This is a genomic window from Agromyces ramosus (assembly GCF_030817175.1).
In the GTDB taxonomy this organism is placed as follows: domain Bacteria; phylum Actinomycetota; class Actinomycetes; order Actinomycetales; family Microbacteriaceae; genus Agromyces; species Agromyces ramosus_A.
Genome location: NZ_JAUSYY010000001.1, coordinates 351,607 through 365,631, shown reverse-complemented (window position 1 = coordinate 365,631; position 14,025 = coordinate 351,607). Strand labels below are relative to the sequence as shown.

14 protein-coding genes and 1 tRNA gene are annotated in these 14,025 nt (G+C 68.8%); 6 read left to right on the top strand and 9 right to left on the bottom strand.

From position 1 onward, the window contains the following. Window positions 1–6: 6 nt before the first annotated feature. On the bottom strand, window positions 7–1,125 hold the full coding sequence (locus tag QFZ26_RS01730; protein ID WP_307038757.1) for an epoxide hydrolase family protein: 1,119 nt from the start codon (window positions 1,123–1,125) through the stop codon (window positions 7–9). A 97-nt stretch (window positions 1,126–1,222) separates the two neighbouring features. Between QFZ26_RS01730 and QFZ26_RS01725 the strand changes: the two genes are divergently transcribed. Next, complete coding sequence (locus QFZ26_RS01725; RefSeq protein ID WP_307038756.1) at window positions 1,223–2,089, top strand: LLM class flavin-dependent oxidoreductase; 867 nt, start codon at window positions 1,223–1,225, stop codon at window positions 2,087–2,089. 27 nt (window positions 2,090–2,116) lie between these two features. Here the strand turns inward: QFZ26_RS01725 and QFZ26_RS01720 are convergent, their stop codons facing one another. The 3 genes from QFZ26_RS01720 to QFZ26_RS01710 all read right to left on the bottom strand — a co-directional run bounded on the left by QFZ26_RS01720 (window position 2,117) and on the right by QFZ26_RS01710 (window position 4,760). Further along, window positions 2,117–2,314 (bottom strand): hypothetical protein, encoded by a 198-nt coding sequence (locus tag QFZ26_RS01720; RefSeq protein WP_307038755.1) that lies wholly within the window; start codon window positions 2,312–2,314, stop codon window positions 2,117–2,119. A gap of 105 nt (window positions 2,315–2,419) precedes the next feature. Next, window positions 2,420–3,118 carry a response regulator gene (locus QFZ26_RS01715; protein ID WP_307038754.1) on the bottom strand — a complete coding sequence of 233 codons (699 nt, stop codon included), beginning with the start codon at window positions 3,116–3,118 and terminating at the stop codon, window positions 2,420–2,422. Continuing rightward, entirely contained in the window at window positions 3,111–4,760 is a 1,650-nt protein-coding gene (locus tag QFZ26_RS01710) for an ATP-binding protein (protein WP_307038753.1), read from the bottom strand. Before QFZ26_RS01710 ends, QFZ26_RS01715 begins: the two co-directional genes overlap by 8 nt. A gap of 163 nt (window positions 4,761–4,923) precedes the next feature. On the opposite strand from QFZ26_RS01710, the gene QFZ26_RS01705 reads away from it, so the two are divergent. Continuing rightward, a complete protein-coding gene (locus QFZ26_RS01705) occupies window positions 4,924–6,351 on the top strand; it encodes a cation:dicarboxylate symporter family transporter (RefSeq protein ID WP_307038752.1) in 1,428 nt (475 codons plus the stop codon). Further along, the gene (locus QFZ26_RS01700; RefSeq protein ID WP_307038751.1) at window positions 6,341–7,237 is read left to right on the top strand and encodes an HpcH/HpaI aldolase/citrate lyase family protein; all 897 of its coding nucleotides are present in this window, start codon (window positions 6,341–6,343) and stop codon (window positions 7,235–7,237) included. The genes QFZ26_RS01705 and QFZ26_RS01700 overlap by 11 nt, the downstream gene beginning before the upstream one ends. Before the next feature lie 4 nt (window positions 7,238–7,241). Here QFZ26_RS01700 and QFZ26_RS01695 read toward each other — a convergent pair whose 3' ends face one another. From QFZ26_RS01695 to QFZ26_RS01680, 4 genes are read right to left on the bottom strand one after another with little or no spacing between them, the layout of a single operon-like run. Next, window positions 7,242–7,622, bottom strand: coding sequence for a DUF2255 family protein (locus tag QFZ26_RS01695; protein ID WP_307038750.1), 381 nt, complete (start codon window positions 7,620–7,622; stop codon window positions 7,242–7,244). A gap of 55 nt (window positions 7,623–7,677) precedes the next feature. Further along, a complete protein-coding gene (locus QFZ26_RS01690) occupies window positions 7,678–8,361 on the bottom strand; it encodes a GNAT family N-acetyltransferase (protein ID WP_307038749.1) in 684 nt (227 codons plus the stop codon). Window positions 8,362–8,409: 48 nt separating this feature from the next. After that, the gene (locus QFZ26_RS01685; RefSeq protein WP_307038748.1) at window positions 8,410–8,682 is read right to left on the bottom strand and encodes a hypothetical protein; all 273 of its coding nucleotides are present in this window, start codon (window positions 8,680–8,682) and stop codon (window positions 8,410–8,412) included. A gap of 23 nt (window positions 8,683–8,705) precedes the next feature. After that, the gene (locus QFZ26_RS01680; protein ID WP_307038747.1) at window positions 8,706–8,834 is read right to left on the bottom strand and encodes a hypothetical protein; all 129 of its coding nucleotides are present in this window, start codon (window positions 8,832–8,834) and stop codon (window positions 8,706–8,708) included. A 332-nt stretch (window positions 8,835–9,166) separates the two neighbouring features. On the opposite strand from QFZ26_RS01680, the gene QFZ26_RS01675 reads away from it, so the two are divergent. Then, on the top strand, window positions 9,167–10,366 hold the full coding sequence (locus QFZ26_RS01675) for a M23 family metallopeptidase (protein WP_307038746.1): 1,200 nt from the start codon (window positions 9,167–9,169) through the stop codon (window positions 10,364–10,366). Window positions 10,367–10,468: 102 nt separating this feature from the next. On the opposite strand, the gene QFZ26_RS01670 is transcribed toward QFZ26_RS01675, so the two are convergent. Continuing rightward, window positions 10,469–10,550: transfer RNA gene (locus QFZ26_RS01670), tRNA-Leu, on the bottom strand. A 106-nt stretch (window positions 10,551–10,656) separates the two neighbouring features. Here QFZ26_RS01670 and QFZ26_RS01665 point away from each other — a divergent pair. Together QFZ26_RS01665 and zwf are read left to right on the top strand one after the other, a co-directional pair. Further along, on the top strand, window positions 10,657–12,540 hold the full coding sequence (locus QFZ26_RS01665) for a glycoside hydrolase family 15 protein (protein WP_307038745.1): 1,884 nt from the start codon (window positions 10,657–10,659) through the stop codon (window positions 12,538–12,540). Between the two features lie 45 nt (window positions 12,541–12,585). Beyond that, on the top strand, window positions 12,586–13,989 hold the full coding sequence (gene zwf / locus QFZ26_RS01660; protein ID WP_307038744.1) for a glucose-6-phosphate dehydrogenase: 1,404 nt from the start codon (window positions 12,586–12,588) through the stop codon (window positions 13,987–13,989). The last annotated feature ends 36 nt before the right edge of the window (window positions 13,990–14,025 follow it).

Below are 14,025 nucleotides of genomic sequence, written 5' to 3'. Positions count from 1 at the left end.
TGGTGGTCACCGAAACGGCCGGAGGAACTCCGTCAGGTCTGACGCCAGGAGCTCGGGCTCCTCATGGGGTGCGAAGTGGCCGCCCCGTGGCATCCGCGTGTACCGCACAACCTGGTAGGTGCGTTCGGCCCAGGATCGCGGAGGCTGTGCGAGGTCCCGCGGAAAGACGGCCACGGCCGTCGGCACGTCGACCCGCTGCACCCGGGTCGTGAGCCCGGTTGCGAACTCCCAGTACGGGCGGAACGAGGTCGAGATCGAGTTCGTGAACCAGTAGAGCGAGGCCTGCGTGAGCAGGAAGTCATCGCTGAAGCGGACGGAGATGTCGCCACCGGAATCGCTCCAAGCGCGATACTTCTCGATGATCCAGGCGAGCAGGCCGGTCGGCGAATCGGCGAGAGCTGGGGCGAGCGTGAGCGGTCGCGTCTGCTGCTGGTGTTGATACGCGCCTTCTTCCTGGGTCCACTGTTGCACCGTGTCAAGATGGGCGCGCTCGGGATCGCTGAGCGTCGCCTCGTCGAGGGAGGAGGGGTGGGCGACCGAGAGCAGATGGATGGCCACCACTTCATCGGGGTACGCCTGCGCCAATCGCGACGTGATGCCGGCGCCGAGATCGCCGCCGTGGGCGGCGTAGCGCTCGAACCCGAGGTGGTCGCGCATCAAGGCGTGCCAGAGTTCGTGCGTCTGCTCCACGTGGCTCGATCGTTGCGGAGAGAGCGGAAAGCCGGGGAGCGCGGGAACGATGACAGTGAACGCGTCGGCGGCGCCGCCCCCGTATGCTGACGGGCTCGACAGCCGCCGCGCGAGATCGACGAGCTCGATGGCGGTGCTCGGCCAGCCGTTGGTCAAGATCAGCGGTAGAGCGCCCGCGCTCTCGGCCCGAAAGCTCAGATAGCGCAACAGGGTGCCGCCGATGACGGCAGTCTCCCACGGCAGTTCGTTGATCGCGCGTTGCTGCGTGAACCAGTCGAATCCATCGGCCCAGTAGGAGACGAGACGTCGCAACTCGCTCTGGTCCGTGCCGGCCGCCCAGCCGAGTTCGGGCCAGCTCGGCGACCATCGAGTGCTTCGAAGGCGGCGCTGGAGGTCGTCGACTTCTTCCTGCGAGACGGCAAGGACGGAGCTCATTCGTCCCATCTTGCCGCACGACGGACGGTCGCAGCGAGGAGCAGACCGCTGCTGATCGTCCGGTTCGTTGTCGGAGGCCGCCGGTAGCGTCGGCCGCATGAAGCACGGGTTCATCTTCACCGGTACCGATCCCCAGCTCGCGGTCGAGCTCGCGCCGCTCGCCGAGGCATCCGGCTGGGATGCGTTCTTCGTGTGGGAGGGCATCTGGGCAACCGACCCGTGGGCCACGCTCGCGGCGGCCGCCATGGTGACCGACCGCATCCGCCTCGGCACGATGCTCACACCCGTGCCACGGCGACGCCCGTGGGAGCTCGCCGGGCAGACGATGACGGTCGACCGGCTCTCGAACGGCCGCGTCATCCTCTCGGTGGGCCTTGGCGTGCCCGAGGAGTTCGAGCCGCGTTTCTGGATCTTCGAAGACGACCCGGGCCGCAAGGTGCGCGCCGAGCTGCTCGACGAGGAGCTCGAGCTGCTGCAGCCGCTCTGGCGCGGTGAGCCGTTCGCGTACGAGGGCCGGCACTTCCACGCGAAGCGCACCGACTCGATGCTGCCGCCCGCCATCGTGCAGGAGCCGCGCATCCCCATATGGGTCGTCGGCGTCTGGCCGCGCATGAAGTCGATGCGCCGCGTTGCGCGATACGACGGGTGGATTCCGAACTACGCGCCGCCCGGCGCCGGCATCGACCCGAACCTGCAGCAGCGCACGTACACGCCCGAGATCGCCGCCGAGGCCATCGCGTGGATCCGCGCCGAACGCGAGCAGGCCGGCCTCGCCGAGCGCCCCTTCGACATCCTGCACGAGGGCACCACGAGCGGCACCGATGCCGCAGCCGATGCCGCGATCGTGCGCCCGTGGGCCGACGCGGGTGTCACGTGGTGGCTCGAATCCGACTGGAACGTGCCCGCCGACCACGTCGCCGACTACTCCCGCGATCGCGTGCGCGCGGGTCCGCCGCGGTTCTGAGCGCACGCACGCCCTTGCGACGCGGTGCTACTCGAGGTTGTCGACGGGCGACGTGTCGTCCATCGGGTCGCCCTCGCTCGCGCTCGTCACCTTCGTGCCGTCCTGAGCTGCCCGCCGGTCGGCCTCGGCGGAATCCACCCGGTCGGCGTCCATGTCGGGATCGAGCGGAGCATCGTCGCGGTCGGGGTTCAACGGCTGGTCGAACGGGTCTCTGGCGTCGGTCATGATCACGTTCCTCTCGTCGGCGAACTTGCGCTCGAATGTAGCGCTGTGGGGCAGCGGCGGGCAGAGGGTTGCACGCCGCGCCGTTCACGCGTACGCGAAACCCGTTCAGCGGCGACGGTACTCGACCTCGGGGCGACCCGGGGTGCCGTAGCGGCCTGCACGCTCGACGACGCCGGTGTCGGCGAGGTGCTCGAGGTAGCGGCGCGCGGTGACGCGTGAGAGATCGAGCGCGGCGGCGAGCTCGGCCGCCGACAGTGCGCCGGCCGGGGCGTCGCGAACCGCCGCGCGCACCCGCTCGAGCGTCTCGCGCGTGAGGCCCTTCGGGAGGTCGGCGCCCGACGAGGTGCGGAGGGCGGCGAACGAGGCATCCACCTCCTGCTGGTCGGTGACCACGGCAGAACCGACTCGCGCGCGGTAGTCGCGATAGGCGTTGAGCTTCTCGGCGAAGGCCGCGAAGCCGAACGGCTTGATGAGGTACTGCACGATGCCGAGTGAGACCGCCGAGCGCACGACCGCGGCCTCGCGCACCGCGGTCACGGCGATGACGTCGATCTCGATGCCCGAGGCGCGGAGTGAGCGGCAGAGCTCGATGCCCGTCGTGTCGGGCAGGTTCACGTCGAGGAGGATGAGGTCGATCGGGGGAGTGCGGCCCTCGCGGGCGTCGCGGAGCATCCGGAACGCCTCGTGACCGGTGTGCGCGACGCCGGCCGCGACGAAGCCCTCGACCCTGCCGACATAGGCCGCGTGGGCTTCGGCGGTGATCGGATCGTCTTCGACGACGAGCACGAGGATCGCCTCAGGCATCCCGGTCACCCCCGGGAACCGGCGACGATGCGCGCGCGGTCGGCAGCGTCACCTCGAAGGTCGAGCCCTGCACTCGGATGCCGCCGCCGAGACGCGTGACGGTCTGGCGCACGAGGGCCAGCCCGATGCCGTGGCCTGCCGCCTGCTTCGTGGTGACGCCGAGATCGAAGACGCGATCGCCGGCATCCGGGCCGCTGCCGCTGTCGCCCACCGCGATGCGCAACTCGTCAGCCCCGAGGTTGAGCTCGACGGCGACCTCCACTCGCGGTGCCGGTGTCGCCGCCGCTGCATCAAGGGCGTTGTCGATGAGGTTGCCGACGATCGTGATGAGGTCGCGGGCCGGCACCGACGTCGCCTCGAGCCGGTCGGGCAGCTCGATCTCGAAGGCGATGCCGCGTTCGCTCGCCTGCGCGGCCTTGCCGAGCAGCAGCGCGAGGAGCACCGGCTCCTCGACGGCGGACAGGAGCCGGTCGGCGAGCGCCTGGCTCAGCGCGAGCTCGGAGCTGGCGAGCGCCGCGGCATCCGCTGCCCGATCGAGTTCTATGAGGGCGATGATCGTGTGCAGCCGGTTCGCGAACTCGTGCGCCTGCGAGCGCAGCGCGTCGGAGAGCGTCGTCATCGTCTCGAGCTCGCCGGTGAGCTCCTGCAGTTCCGTGTGGTCGCGCAGGGTCGTGACGGAGCCGATGCGGCCACCGCCGGGCCCACGCTCGCGCTCGCGGTCGCGCGAGACGATGACGTCTCGGTCGATCACGAGCACGTGCGTCGGCGTGATCGCGATCTCGTCGACCACCGCCTCGGTGCGCGAGAGCACCTCGGCGACTGCCGGCGGCAGGTCGAGTTCGGTGAGCGGCACGGGCGCCTCCCCGCCGATGCGTCGCTCACGATCGCGCCGCGGGAGTGCGAGCAGCTCGGCCGCACGGTCGTTGTAGAGCACGACCGCATTCGAGCGGTCCTGCAGCACGAGGCCCTCGCCGATGGAGTGCAGCACGCCCTCGTAGTACGAGAACATGCGGCTCATCTCCTCGGCGCCGCGACCCCATGTGACCCGGCGAAGGTAGCGGCTCAGCAGCCACGCGATGATCGCACCGACGCCGATCATCGCGAGTGCCGCCAGGACGACCGTCGCGATGCGGGCACCGAGTGCGACCTGCGTATTCGAGACCGTGACGCCCACGGCCACGAGCGCGATCACTTCGCCGTCGTCGGCCTCGACGGGCACGACCGCCCGCACCGATGGGCCGAGCGTGCCCGTGTACGTCTCGGTGAACGCGTCGCCCGCGAGCGCCCGGTCGATATTGCCGAGGAACTCCTGCCCGATCTGCTCCGGGTCGGGGTGCGTGAAGCGGATGCGGTCGGGCGCCATGATCGTGACGAAGTCGACGCCCGCCTCGTCCATCACGTCGAGCGCATACGGCTGCAGTCGCGACGACGGGTCGGAGGTGCCGAGCGCGGTCCCGACGAACGGGTCGGCGGCGAGCGTCTCGGCGACGGCGAGGCTCTTCGCCGCGGCATCCCGCTCGACATCGGCTCGGGCGTCGGCCCAGATCCAGGCGACCGCGACCGTCGCGAGCGCCACGATCATCACGAGCTGCAGCGCGAAGAGCTTCGCGGCGATGCTCCAGCCCCGAATCCACCGCACCATGGTCCACCTCGCAACGCTGCTCGTGATCACTCTAGACACGCGTGGGGTCGGCCGCCGCGAACAGTATGAACACAACCGGATGCACCGTCATCCGCCGTCGCATCCTTGGGCGATACCGAATCATCGTCGACCGGCGATGACCGACCACGGAAGGCAGACGGCAATGGCGCTCCAGTCTCAGGCCTCGGGCACGAAGCCCCGGCGGAGGATCGAATCCTCGCACTACCTCTACATCGCGGTCATCGTGGCCGTGCTCGCCGGCATCACGGTGGGACTCGTCGCTCCCGACTTCGCGGTCGGGCTGAAGCCGATCGGTGACGCCTTCGTGCTCCTCATCAAGATGATGATCGCCCCGATCATCTTCTGCACGATCGTGCTCGGCGTCGGATCGATCGCGAAGGCGGCCACGGTCGGCAAGGTGGGCGGGCTCGCGCTCCTCTACTTCATGGTGATGTCGACCTTCGCGCTCGGCATCGGCCTCGTCGTCGGCAACCTCATCCACCCGGGCGAGGGGCTGAACATCGCGAGCGCCTCGTACGACACGAGCACGCTCGAGCCGAAGACCACGTCGGAGTTCATCCTCGGGATCATCCCCGTCTCACTGCTGTCGTCGCTCACCGACGGGAACATCCTGCAGGTGCTGTTCGTGGCGCTGCTCGTGGGCTTCGCGCTGCAGAAGATGGGGTCGAAGGGTGCACCGATCCTCGGCGCGATCCGCCAGATCCAGGCCCTCGTGTTCCGCATCCTCGCGATGATCATGTGGGTCGCCCCGATCGGCGCGTTCGGCGCGATCGCGGCCGTCGTGGGGAACACGGGCGTCGCGGCCATCATCAGCCTCGGCACCCTCATGATCGCCTTCTACATCACGTGCGCGATCTTCATCGTCGGCGTGCTCGGATCGCTGCTGTGGGCCGTCGCACGGGTCAACATCTTCCGCATGATGAAGTACCTCGGCCGCGAGTACCTCCTCATCGTCTCGACGTCGTCGAGCGAGGTCGCACTGCCGCGCCTCATCGCGAAGATGGAGCACGTCGGCGTGTCGAAGTCGGTGGCCGGCATCACGGTGCCGACGGGCTATTCGTTCAACCTCGACGGCACCGCGATCTACCTGACGATGGCATCGCTGTTCATCGCGAGCGCCATGGGCACGCCGCTCTCGCTCGGTGAGCAGATCGGCCTGCTGCTCTTCATGATGGTCGCCTCGAAGGGTGCGGCCGGCGTGACCGGCGCAGGCCTCGCGACCCTCGCCGGCGGCCTGCAGGCGCACCGGCCCGACCTCGTCGACGGCGTCGGCGTGATCGTCGGCATCGACCGGTTCATGTCGGAGGCGCGCGCGCTCACGAACTTCACCGGCAATGCCGTGGCCACCCTGCTCGTCGGCACCTGGACGAAGCAGCTCGATCGGGAGCAGCTGCGCAGCGTGCTCGCCGGCGACCTGCCCTTCGACGAGACGACGATGAGCGTCGACGACCACCTGTCCGCCGACGAGCAAGCCGAGCTCGAACGCGAGCAGCGCCCGTCGACGGCCGCCATCGCGGCCATCGTCGGCGAGCTCGAGCAGGAGAAGGCGGCGCAGGCCCGTGGACACTGACGTTCGCGTCACCTCCCGGGCCCCGGCGGGCACCGATTCCACGGTGCCCGCCGGGCTCGCCCGGTCCTGGCTGCTCGTGCCGGGCTCGGCGCCCGGGCTCGCCAGCCGGGTCGCGGCATCCGGAGCCGACGTGGTGGTCGTCGACCTCGAGGACGGCGTGGCCCCCGCCGACAAGGGGCGCGCTCGTCACGCGCTCGCCGCGGCCGCCGACGCAGGGCTCCGGCCGTGGGTGCGCATCGCCGACGTAGCATCCGACGAGTGGCGAACGGATGTCGCGCTCCTGCGAGGTCGTGATCTCGTCGCGGGCGTCGTGCTCGCCAAGGTCGAGGCGCCCGACCAGTTGCGCCGAACGCTCGACGCGCTCGGCGGTGGCCTGCCGCTCGTCGCGCTCGTCGAGAGCGCGCGCGGCATCGAGTCGGCGCTCGACATCGCCGAGACGCATGGTGTTGCCCGCCTCGCATTCGGCAGCGGCGACTTCCGCCGCGACACCGGTGCGGCCGACGACCCGCTGGCGCTGCTCTACGCGCGCTCGCGCCTGGTCAGCACGAGTCGTGCCGCGGGCCTGCCGGGACCGATCGACGGGCCGACCGTGCGTCGCGAGGCGGCGGCGCTGACGGATGCCTCACGGCACGCGGCATCCGTCGGCATGACCGGCCGGCTCTGCCTCCGCGAGGAGCAGGTCGACGTGGTGAACGCCGCGCTCAGCCCCTCGGGTGACGAGCTCGCGTGGGCGCTCGAGGTGCTCGACACCCTCGAGCGCTGCGGCATCCGCGACGGCAGCGACCTGCCCCGCATCGCGCGTGCCCGTGCGATCTGCGATGCCGCCGAGGCGTTCGGCATCGAGGTGGATGCCGCCGCGGTGCGCCGTTCCGACTACGCGCGCTGACCGCTCAGTCGGCCTGCGGCACCAGCCGGAGCGTGGTCGCGACCACTTTGGGGCCCACGACGGTGCCGACGATCCTCGGCCCGTGGCGGTCGTACTTCGCGTGGTAGGCCGCGTCGATCGCATCGTGCACGTCGGCGGCCGGCACCTCGAAGGCGACGTCGCGTTCGACACCGCCCGCGCGGATGCGCCCGACGCCGCTCTTCTGGGCGCGCACGAACCAGGGATTGCCCGGGCCGTACGCGGAGCGCACGTAGAGCTCGTCGCCGGAGCGCACGACCCAGATGATCACGTAGGGTCGCAGCGTGCCGTCGGGCCGGCGCGACGAGATCTTCAGCTCTTCGGCGCCGCCGATGCGGTCGAGTTCTTCCGGGCTCCACGTGGTCACGAACGATCCTCTCGATTCAGCTTCACTGAGAGAGAGAGCGACTCTTCGCCGCGGTCTATTCCGCCCGTCGAGAAGCCGCCGCTCGGCGCGTCAGGGCGAACTGCTCCGAACTGATGGCCATCAGCCGGATGCCACGTGCCTCCGACACCTCGACGAAGCCGAGCCGCGTCGCGAGCGCCTGCGAGCGGTCGTTCGCCGATTGCATGCGGGCGGTCACCTGCCGCGCTCCGAGCCGTCCGAACGCGAGCTCGAGCATCCCGATGGCTGCCTCGGTCGCGTAGCCGCGTCCTTGCGCAGCCGGAGCGAACACCCACCCGATCTCGAGATGACGCAGGTGAGGGTCGACGTTCCGAAGGTGGAGCGAGACGTCGCCGATGACACGACCATCGAGCAGCACGGCAAGCGCCAGGAAGTCGTCCTTCCGCTCGAGCCGCGTGTGCCGCATCCGGTCGAGGAGGTGCTTGAACGACGCGGTGCGCGAGCGGAGCGGCCATTGCAGGTAGCGAACGACATCGGGGTCGGACTGGAGCGCGTACCACGCGCGTCGATGCCGAAGCCGGTGTGCGCGAAGCGTGAGTCGCTCGGTCACGATCGTGGGGCGACGAACGGGGTCGGAGAGTGCCGGGCCACGCAGCCAGCGCGGCCGGTGCACTGGGAGATGCCGAAGCAGCTGTTCGAGGCGAAGCCCGGCTCGCGCCGTCCATTCCGAGGTCTGCCCCACGACGGAGGTGGCATGCATCGGCAGTGTCCTGGTCATGGCTGGGTGGTGTTGAGATCGTCACCGGCACTAGCCGGCCGGCCTGGAGCGCGGCGCGTCCCAGTGGGGCGCCCCGCGTGGAATGACGCCGATCAGCATCGAGATGACGAGCAGCACGATCACGCCGATGGCGGTGACGTTCACGCACAGCACGCCCCACTCCGGCAGTCCGACGGCGGCAGCGACGCCGGGGCGGTTCACCAGGACGATCGCTGCGACGCACTCAGCCACGGCGATCAGCACGGCGAGCACACCCACCGCCAACCAGATGCCGTCAGCGCGGGGCGATCGGGAGTAACCCATGCGCGACCTCCGTCAGGATGCGCTCAAAGGAAGGAACCCGCAGCGAGGATGAGAACGACGGTGGTCAGGAATGCCAACAGCAGCTGGCCGGCCTCCCGGTCGGTCAGGTGGTCCGCGACGCGGACGGGCCGAGGCTCAGTCTGTTCGCTCATGGTCTTCTGTCCTCCCACATCGAGCTTTCACGGAGGGGCCATCGCGCAGCGTGGCTCCCTCAGGACACTCACGTTAAGCGGCGAGGACACGATCCACCTCAGGGTTGACGTTGCCCCGGACTATTCGCTAGGGCTCTGCCGCACGGGCGCACTGATAGTCTGCGCCTCAGGTACAGGGGCCGTTTGCATGATCGGACTGAATGTACTGGCTGATCTCAGCGGGGGTAAATGTGTTCCGTTCCCATTCGACACGATCGCGAACCATCACTCGACTGTGCATCGGGTTGGCATTCATCGGGGTCCTCGCCGGATGCACTCCAGCGCCACCTGGCGTGGCCGGCAGCACACCACCGCCGGCCACCACATCGTCGGCCGAGGGCGGCGACCTCGACCCGAACACGAGATTCACGCCGCTCGCCACCTCGGTGCTCACCCCGCCGATGCCGGTGGAGGGCACCGACGAGAAGGTTCACCTCACGTACGACATCCTGATCACCAACGCCACCTCGCTGCCCGTGCAGCTCGATCGTCTCGAGGTGAGCGATGCTGATTCCGACGATCCATTGCTGGCCGAGGAGGGCCCGCAGTTGAACCGCTCAGTCACGCGTCTGGGCGCATCAGCCGACGGCACCGACAGCACCGACCCGCTGCTCATCGGGCCCGCCGAAACGTGGGTTGCGTGGGTCGATGTGCAGCTCGGGGCCGACGCCGACATTCCGAAGACGCTGGAGCTCGCGGCATCCGGAGCGATCATCCGTCCTGAAGGCGAACCGGCGGAGTTCTCATCGGCAATCGGCACCACGGCGGTCGATGACCGAGCCGCGCCCGTGGTGGGCGTTCCCGTGCAAGACGGCATCTGGTACATGAGCGAAGGATGCTGCGCCGACAGCACGCATCACCGCCGGGGTCTCGCTCCCATCAACGGCCAGGCGCTCGTTCCCCAGCGCTATGCGATCGACTTCTACCTGCTCGATGAGGAGCACCGTACGTGGGAGGGCGAACCCAGTCAGCTCTCGAGCTATTTCAGCTACCAGCAGCCCATCGTCGCTGCCGCCTCGGGTACCGTCGTGCGGGCGGTGGACGGCATCCCGAACACCACATCGCTCCCGGGACCACCGCCGATACCGCCGATCGAGCACACGGTGGGCAACCACGTCGTGGTTGAGATCGAACCGGGGATCTTCGCGCTCTACGGTCACATGGATCCGGGATCGGTGCGGGTCCGCGTCGGTGACGATGTCGAGCAGGGCCAAGAGCTCGGGCTCATCGGCAGCAGCGGCAACTCGACCACGCCGCACCTGCATTTCCATCTGCAGACTGAGCCCACCTTCTTCCCGTCTGACGGCATGCCGTACGTCTTCGACGAGTTCGAACTGCTCGGGCACATCACCGAACGCATCTGGGACGACAACGTCGGCCTCGAGCCCACCGGTGAACTGCCGTTCGAAGGCGTCGATGCGAGCATCCGTCACGATGAACTGCCGCTGGATCGCACCGTGGTGCGGGTGAGCCGCGACGAAGGGTCGCGGTGAGGGACGAGCCAGTTGGCGACTACTCCCTTCACAGCTTCCGCACGATCGACGACGAAATCAGTGATGCCCCGGGGATGCCGAGAGTGCCCGGTGCGCCTCGAGTGCGGAAGGTGGGATTTGAACCCACACGCCCGAAGGCACAGGAACCTAAATCCTGCGTGTCTGCCGATTTCACCACTCCCGCGAGTGCCCGATCAGTCTAGGCGCTGGCCTGCGAACCGACCCTCGCGCGGCCTAGCGCCCAGCCCCCTCCCGTGCCACGATGCTCACAGGACTGGGGGGTCGCTCGCATGGCTGAGAGGTATCCGAACGTCGCCGACCACGGCCTGATCGGCGATCTGCAGACCGCCGCGTTGGTCGACACGAACGGCACGATCGACTGGTTCTGCTGCCCGCGGTTCGACTCGCCGAGCATCTTCGCGTCGCTGCTCGACGCGGAACGGGGCGGTTTCTGCAGCGTTCGCCCCGCCACCGACGACTACGTGACGCGCCAGCTGTACATTCCCAACACCGCCATCCTCATCACCCGTTTCATGACGGAGGCCGGGGTGGGCGAGGTCGTCGACTTCATGCCCATCGCCAAGGGACCCGCGACCGACCGCCACCGATTGGTACGGCTGCTGCGCGTGGTGCGGGGCACGATGAGTTTCGTCGCCGAGATCCAGCCCCGATTCGACTACGGCCGCGCGTCGCACACGATCGAGAGCGCCGAGGGTGAAGGTGTGATGTTCTCCTCCGCTGACCAGACCCTCACCGTGCACCGCGTCGGGGGCTTCGTGATGCACGGCCCGGAGCGGGCAGGAAAGGTCGAGGTCGTCGGCGACGGAATCCGCGTGACCGGCAGCCTCGACGCCGGGGAGATCACCGGCGTCGTGCTCGAGTCCGGTGGGGCGAAGCCGAAGCGAGTGTCTCCCGACGAGCTGACCGAGATGTTCCGCGACACCCGGCGCTACTGGCGGGAGTGGAACGACCGGTCGACCTACACGGGCCGCTGGCGGGAGATGGTCGCGCGCTCCGCGATGACGCTGAAGCTCATGACCTACGCGCCGACGGGTGCGCTCGTGGCGGCCCCGACCGCCGCGTTGCCCGAGCAGGTCGGCGGCGAACGCAACTGGGACTACCGCTACACGTGGGTGCGCGACGCCTCATTCTCGGTCTACGCACTGCTCAGCCTCGGCTACACCGACGAGGCGGAGGCGTTCGTGGCCTGGCTGATGGACCGCATCCACGAGAGCGTCGGCACCGGCTCGGGCCCGCTGAAGATCATGTACCGGGTCGATGGCTCGTCCGATCTCGTCGAAGAGACGCTCGACCATTTCGTCGGCTACCGCGGGTCGATTCCGGTGCGGATCGGAAACGGGGCGGCCGACCAGCTCCAGCTCGACATCTACGGCGAAGCCATGGACTCGATCCATCTCGCCGACACCCATGGACTGCAGCTCCCGCACGTCGGCTGGACCCAGGTCGCCGAGATGCTCGATTGGGTCTGCGAGAACTGGGACCGGCCTGAAGAGGGCATCTGGGAGACGCGCGGTGGCCAGCAGAACTTCACGTATGGCCGTTTCATGTGCTGGATCGCGCTCGACCGGGGCATCCGGCTCGCCCGATCGCGCGGCCGGCCCGCGGATGTCGTGCGATGGACGGAGCAGCGCGACGCGATCTACGGGCAGGTCATGTCGAAGGGGTGGCATCCCGAACGCGGTGCCTTCGTGCAGCACCAGGACACCGACGTGCTCGACGCATCGCTGCTCGTGATGCCGCTCATGGGCTTCATCGCACCGCGCGACCCGATGTGGCTCTCGACGCTCGACGCGATGGACAAGGAGCTCGTCTCCGACAGCCTCGTCTACCGCTACAACCCGAGCGCGTCGCCCGACGGTCTTCGCGGCTCCGAGGGCACCTTCACGCTCTGCTCGTTCTGGTACGTCGACGCGCTCGCCCGCTCGGGACGACTCGACGACGCCCAGTTCACCTTCGAGAAGATGCTGACCTACGCGAACCACGTCGGCCTCTACGCCGAGGAGATCGGGCTCACGGGCGAGCAACTCGGCAACTTCCCGCAGGCTTTCAGTCACCTCTCGCTCATCAACGCGGCCGTGAACCTCGACTACCAGCTCGATCACGGGTCGGGATTCGTGGACCCCGTGCTACGAAAGGGCCGCCGCGCCACGTAGGCGCAGCAGCGATCACCGAGCCGACGCACGATCAGGGGGCAGACCGTGGCAGCGAAGACGAACGACGCAGGTGGTGCGATCGGCGACGTCCTGGTGGTGTTCGGGATCACCGGTGACCTCGCACGAGTCATGACCTTCCGGTCGCTGTACCGGCTCGAGCAGCGGAGGCTGCTCGAATGCCCCATCGTGGGCGTCGCCGTCGATGACTGGTCGATCGACCAGCTGGTCGAGCGCGCCCGCTCGTCGATCACCGGCACGGGTGAAGAGCTCGACGACGCGGTGTTCGCGCGTCTCGCGGGCCGGTTGAGCTACGTGCAGGGCGATTTCGCCGACGCGGCCACGTATGAACGGGTCCGCTCGGCCATCGGCGCCGCGAGCACGCCGGTGTTCTACCTCGAGACGCCGCCCAGCCTGTTCGCGACCGTGGTGCGCGGGCTCGCCGGCGCCGGCCTCGTCGAACACGGGCGCGTCGTCGTGGAGAAGCCGTTCGGTCACGACCTGGCATCGGCGCGAGCGCTCGCCGAGGAACTGCACCAGTACGTGGACGAGTCGCAGCTGTACCGGATCGACCACTACCTGGGCAAGATGGGGCTCGACGAGATCCTCTACCTGCGCTTCGCGAACACCATGCTCGAGCCGGTCTGGAATCGCAACTACGTCGACTGCGTGCAGATCACGATGGCCGAGCAGTTCGGCCTTCCCGGCCGCGGGCATTTCTACGACCCGGTCGGCGCCCTGCGCGACGTCGTCGTCAACCACCTGATGCAGGTGGTCGCGGCCGTCGCGATGGAGGCGCCGTCGCGTGGCGACCCCGAGTCGATCAGGGACATGCAGACCTCGCTGTTCCGCGCGACGGTCGAAGCGGATCCCCGGCACTACGTGCGCGGGCAGTTCGACGGGTATCGCGAGATCGACGGCGTCGCCCCCGACTCCACCACCGAGACGTTCTGCGCGCTGCGGCTCGAGATCGAGAACTGGCGATGGTCGGGAGTGCCGTTCTTCATCCGCACCGGCAAGCTCCTGCCTGAAACCGCGACCGAGGTGCGGCTGGTCTTCAAGGGACCACCGAAGCTCGGGTTCGGGCTGCGTGACGCCACGAGCGAGCCGGATCAGCTCGTGATCCGGCTCGATCCCTCGACCGGCGTGCGCGTGGTGCTCAACGCCCAGCGAGCGGATGCCCCGAAGCCCAGCTCGATCGACCTCGACATGGAGTTCGCGACCAGCGGCGGCGAGGGGCCGACCCCCTACGAAGTCCTGCTCCTGGCCGCGTTGAACGGTCGCAGCATCCGCTTCACGCGGCAGGACGAGGTCGAGGAGGCGTGGCGAGTCATGCAGCCGCTCATCGACACTCCTCCGCCGGTGCGCGCGTACGCTCCCGGCACGTGGGGTCCGTACGATGCCGATGCGCTCGTCGCCGATCACGGCGGCTGGCGCGAGCCGTGGCTCTGACCGTTCGCGATCAGGAGTCGCCCGACCAGGTGCGGA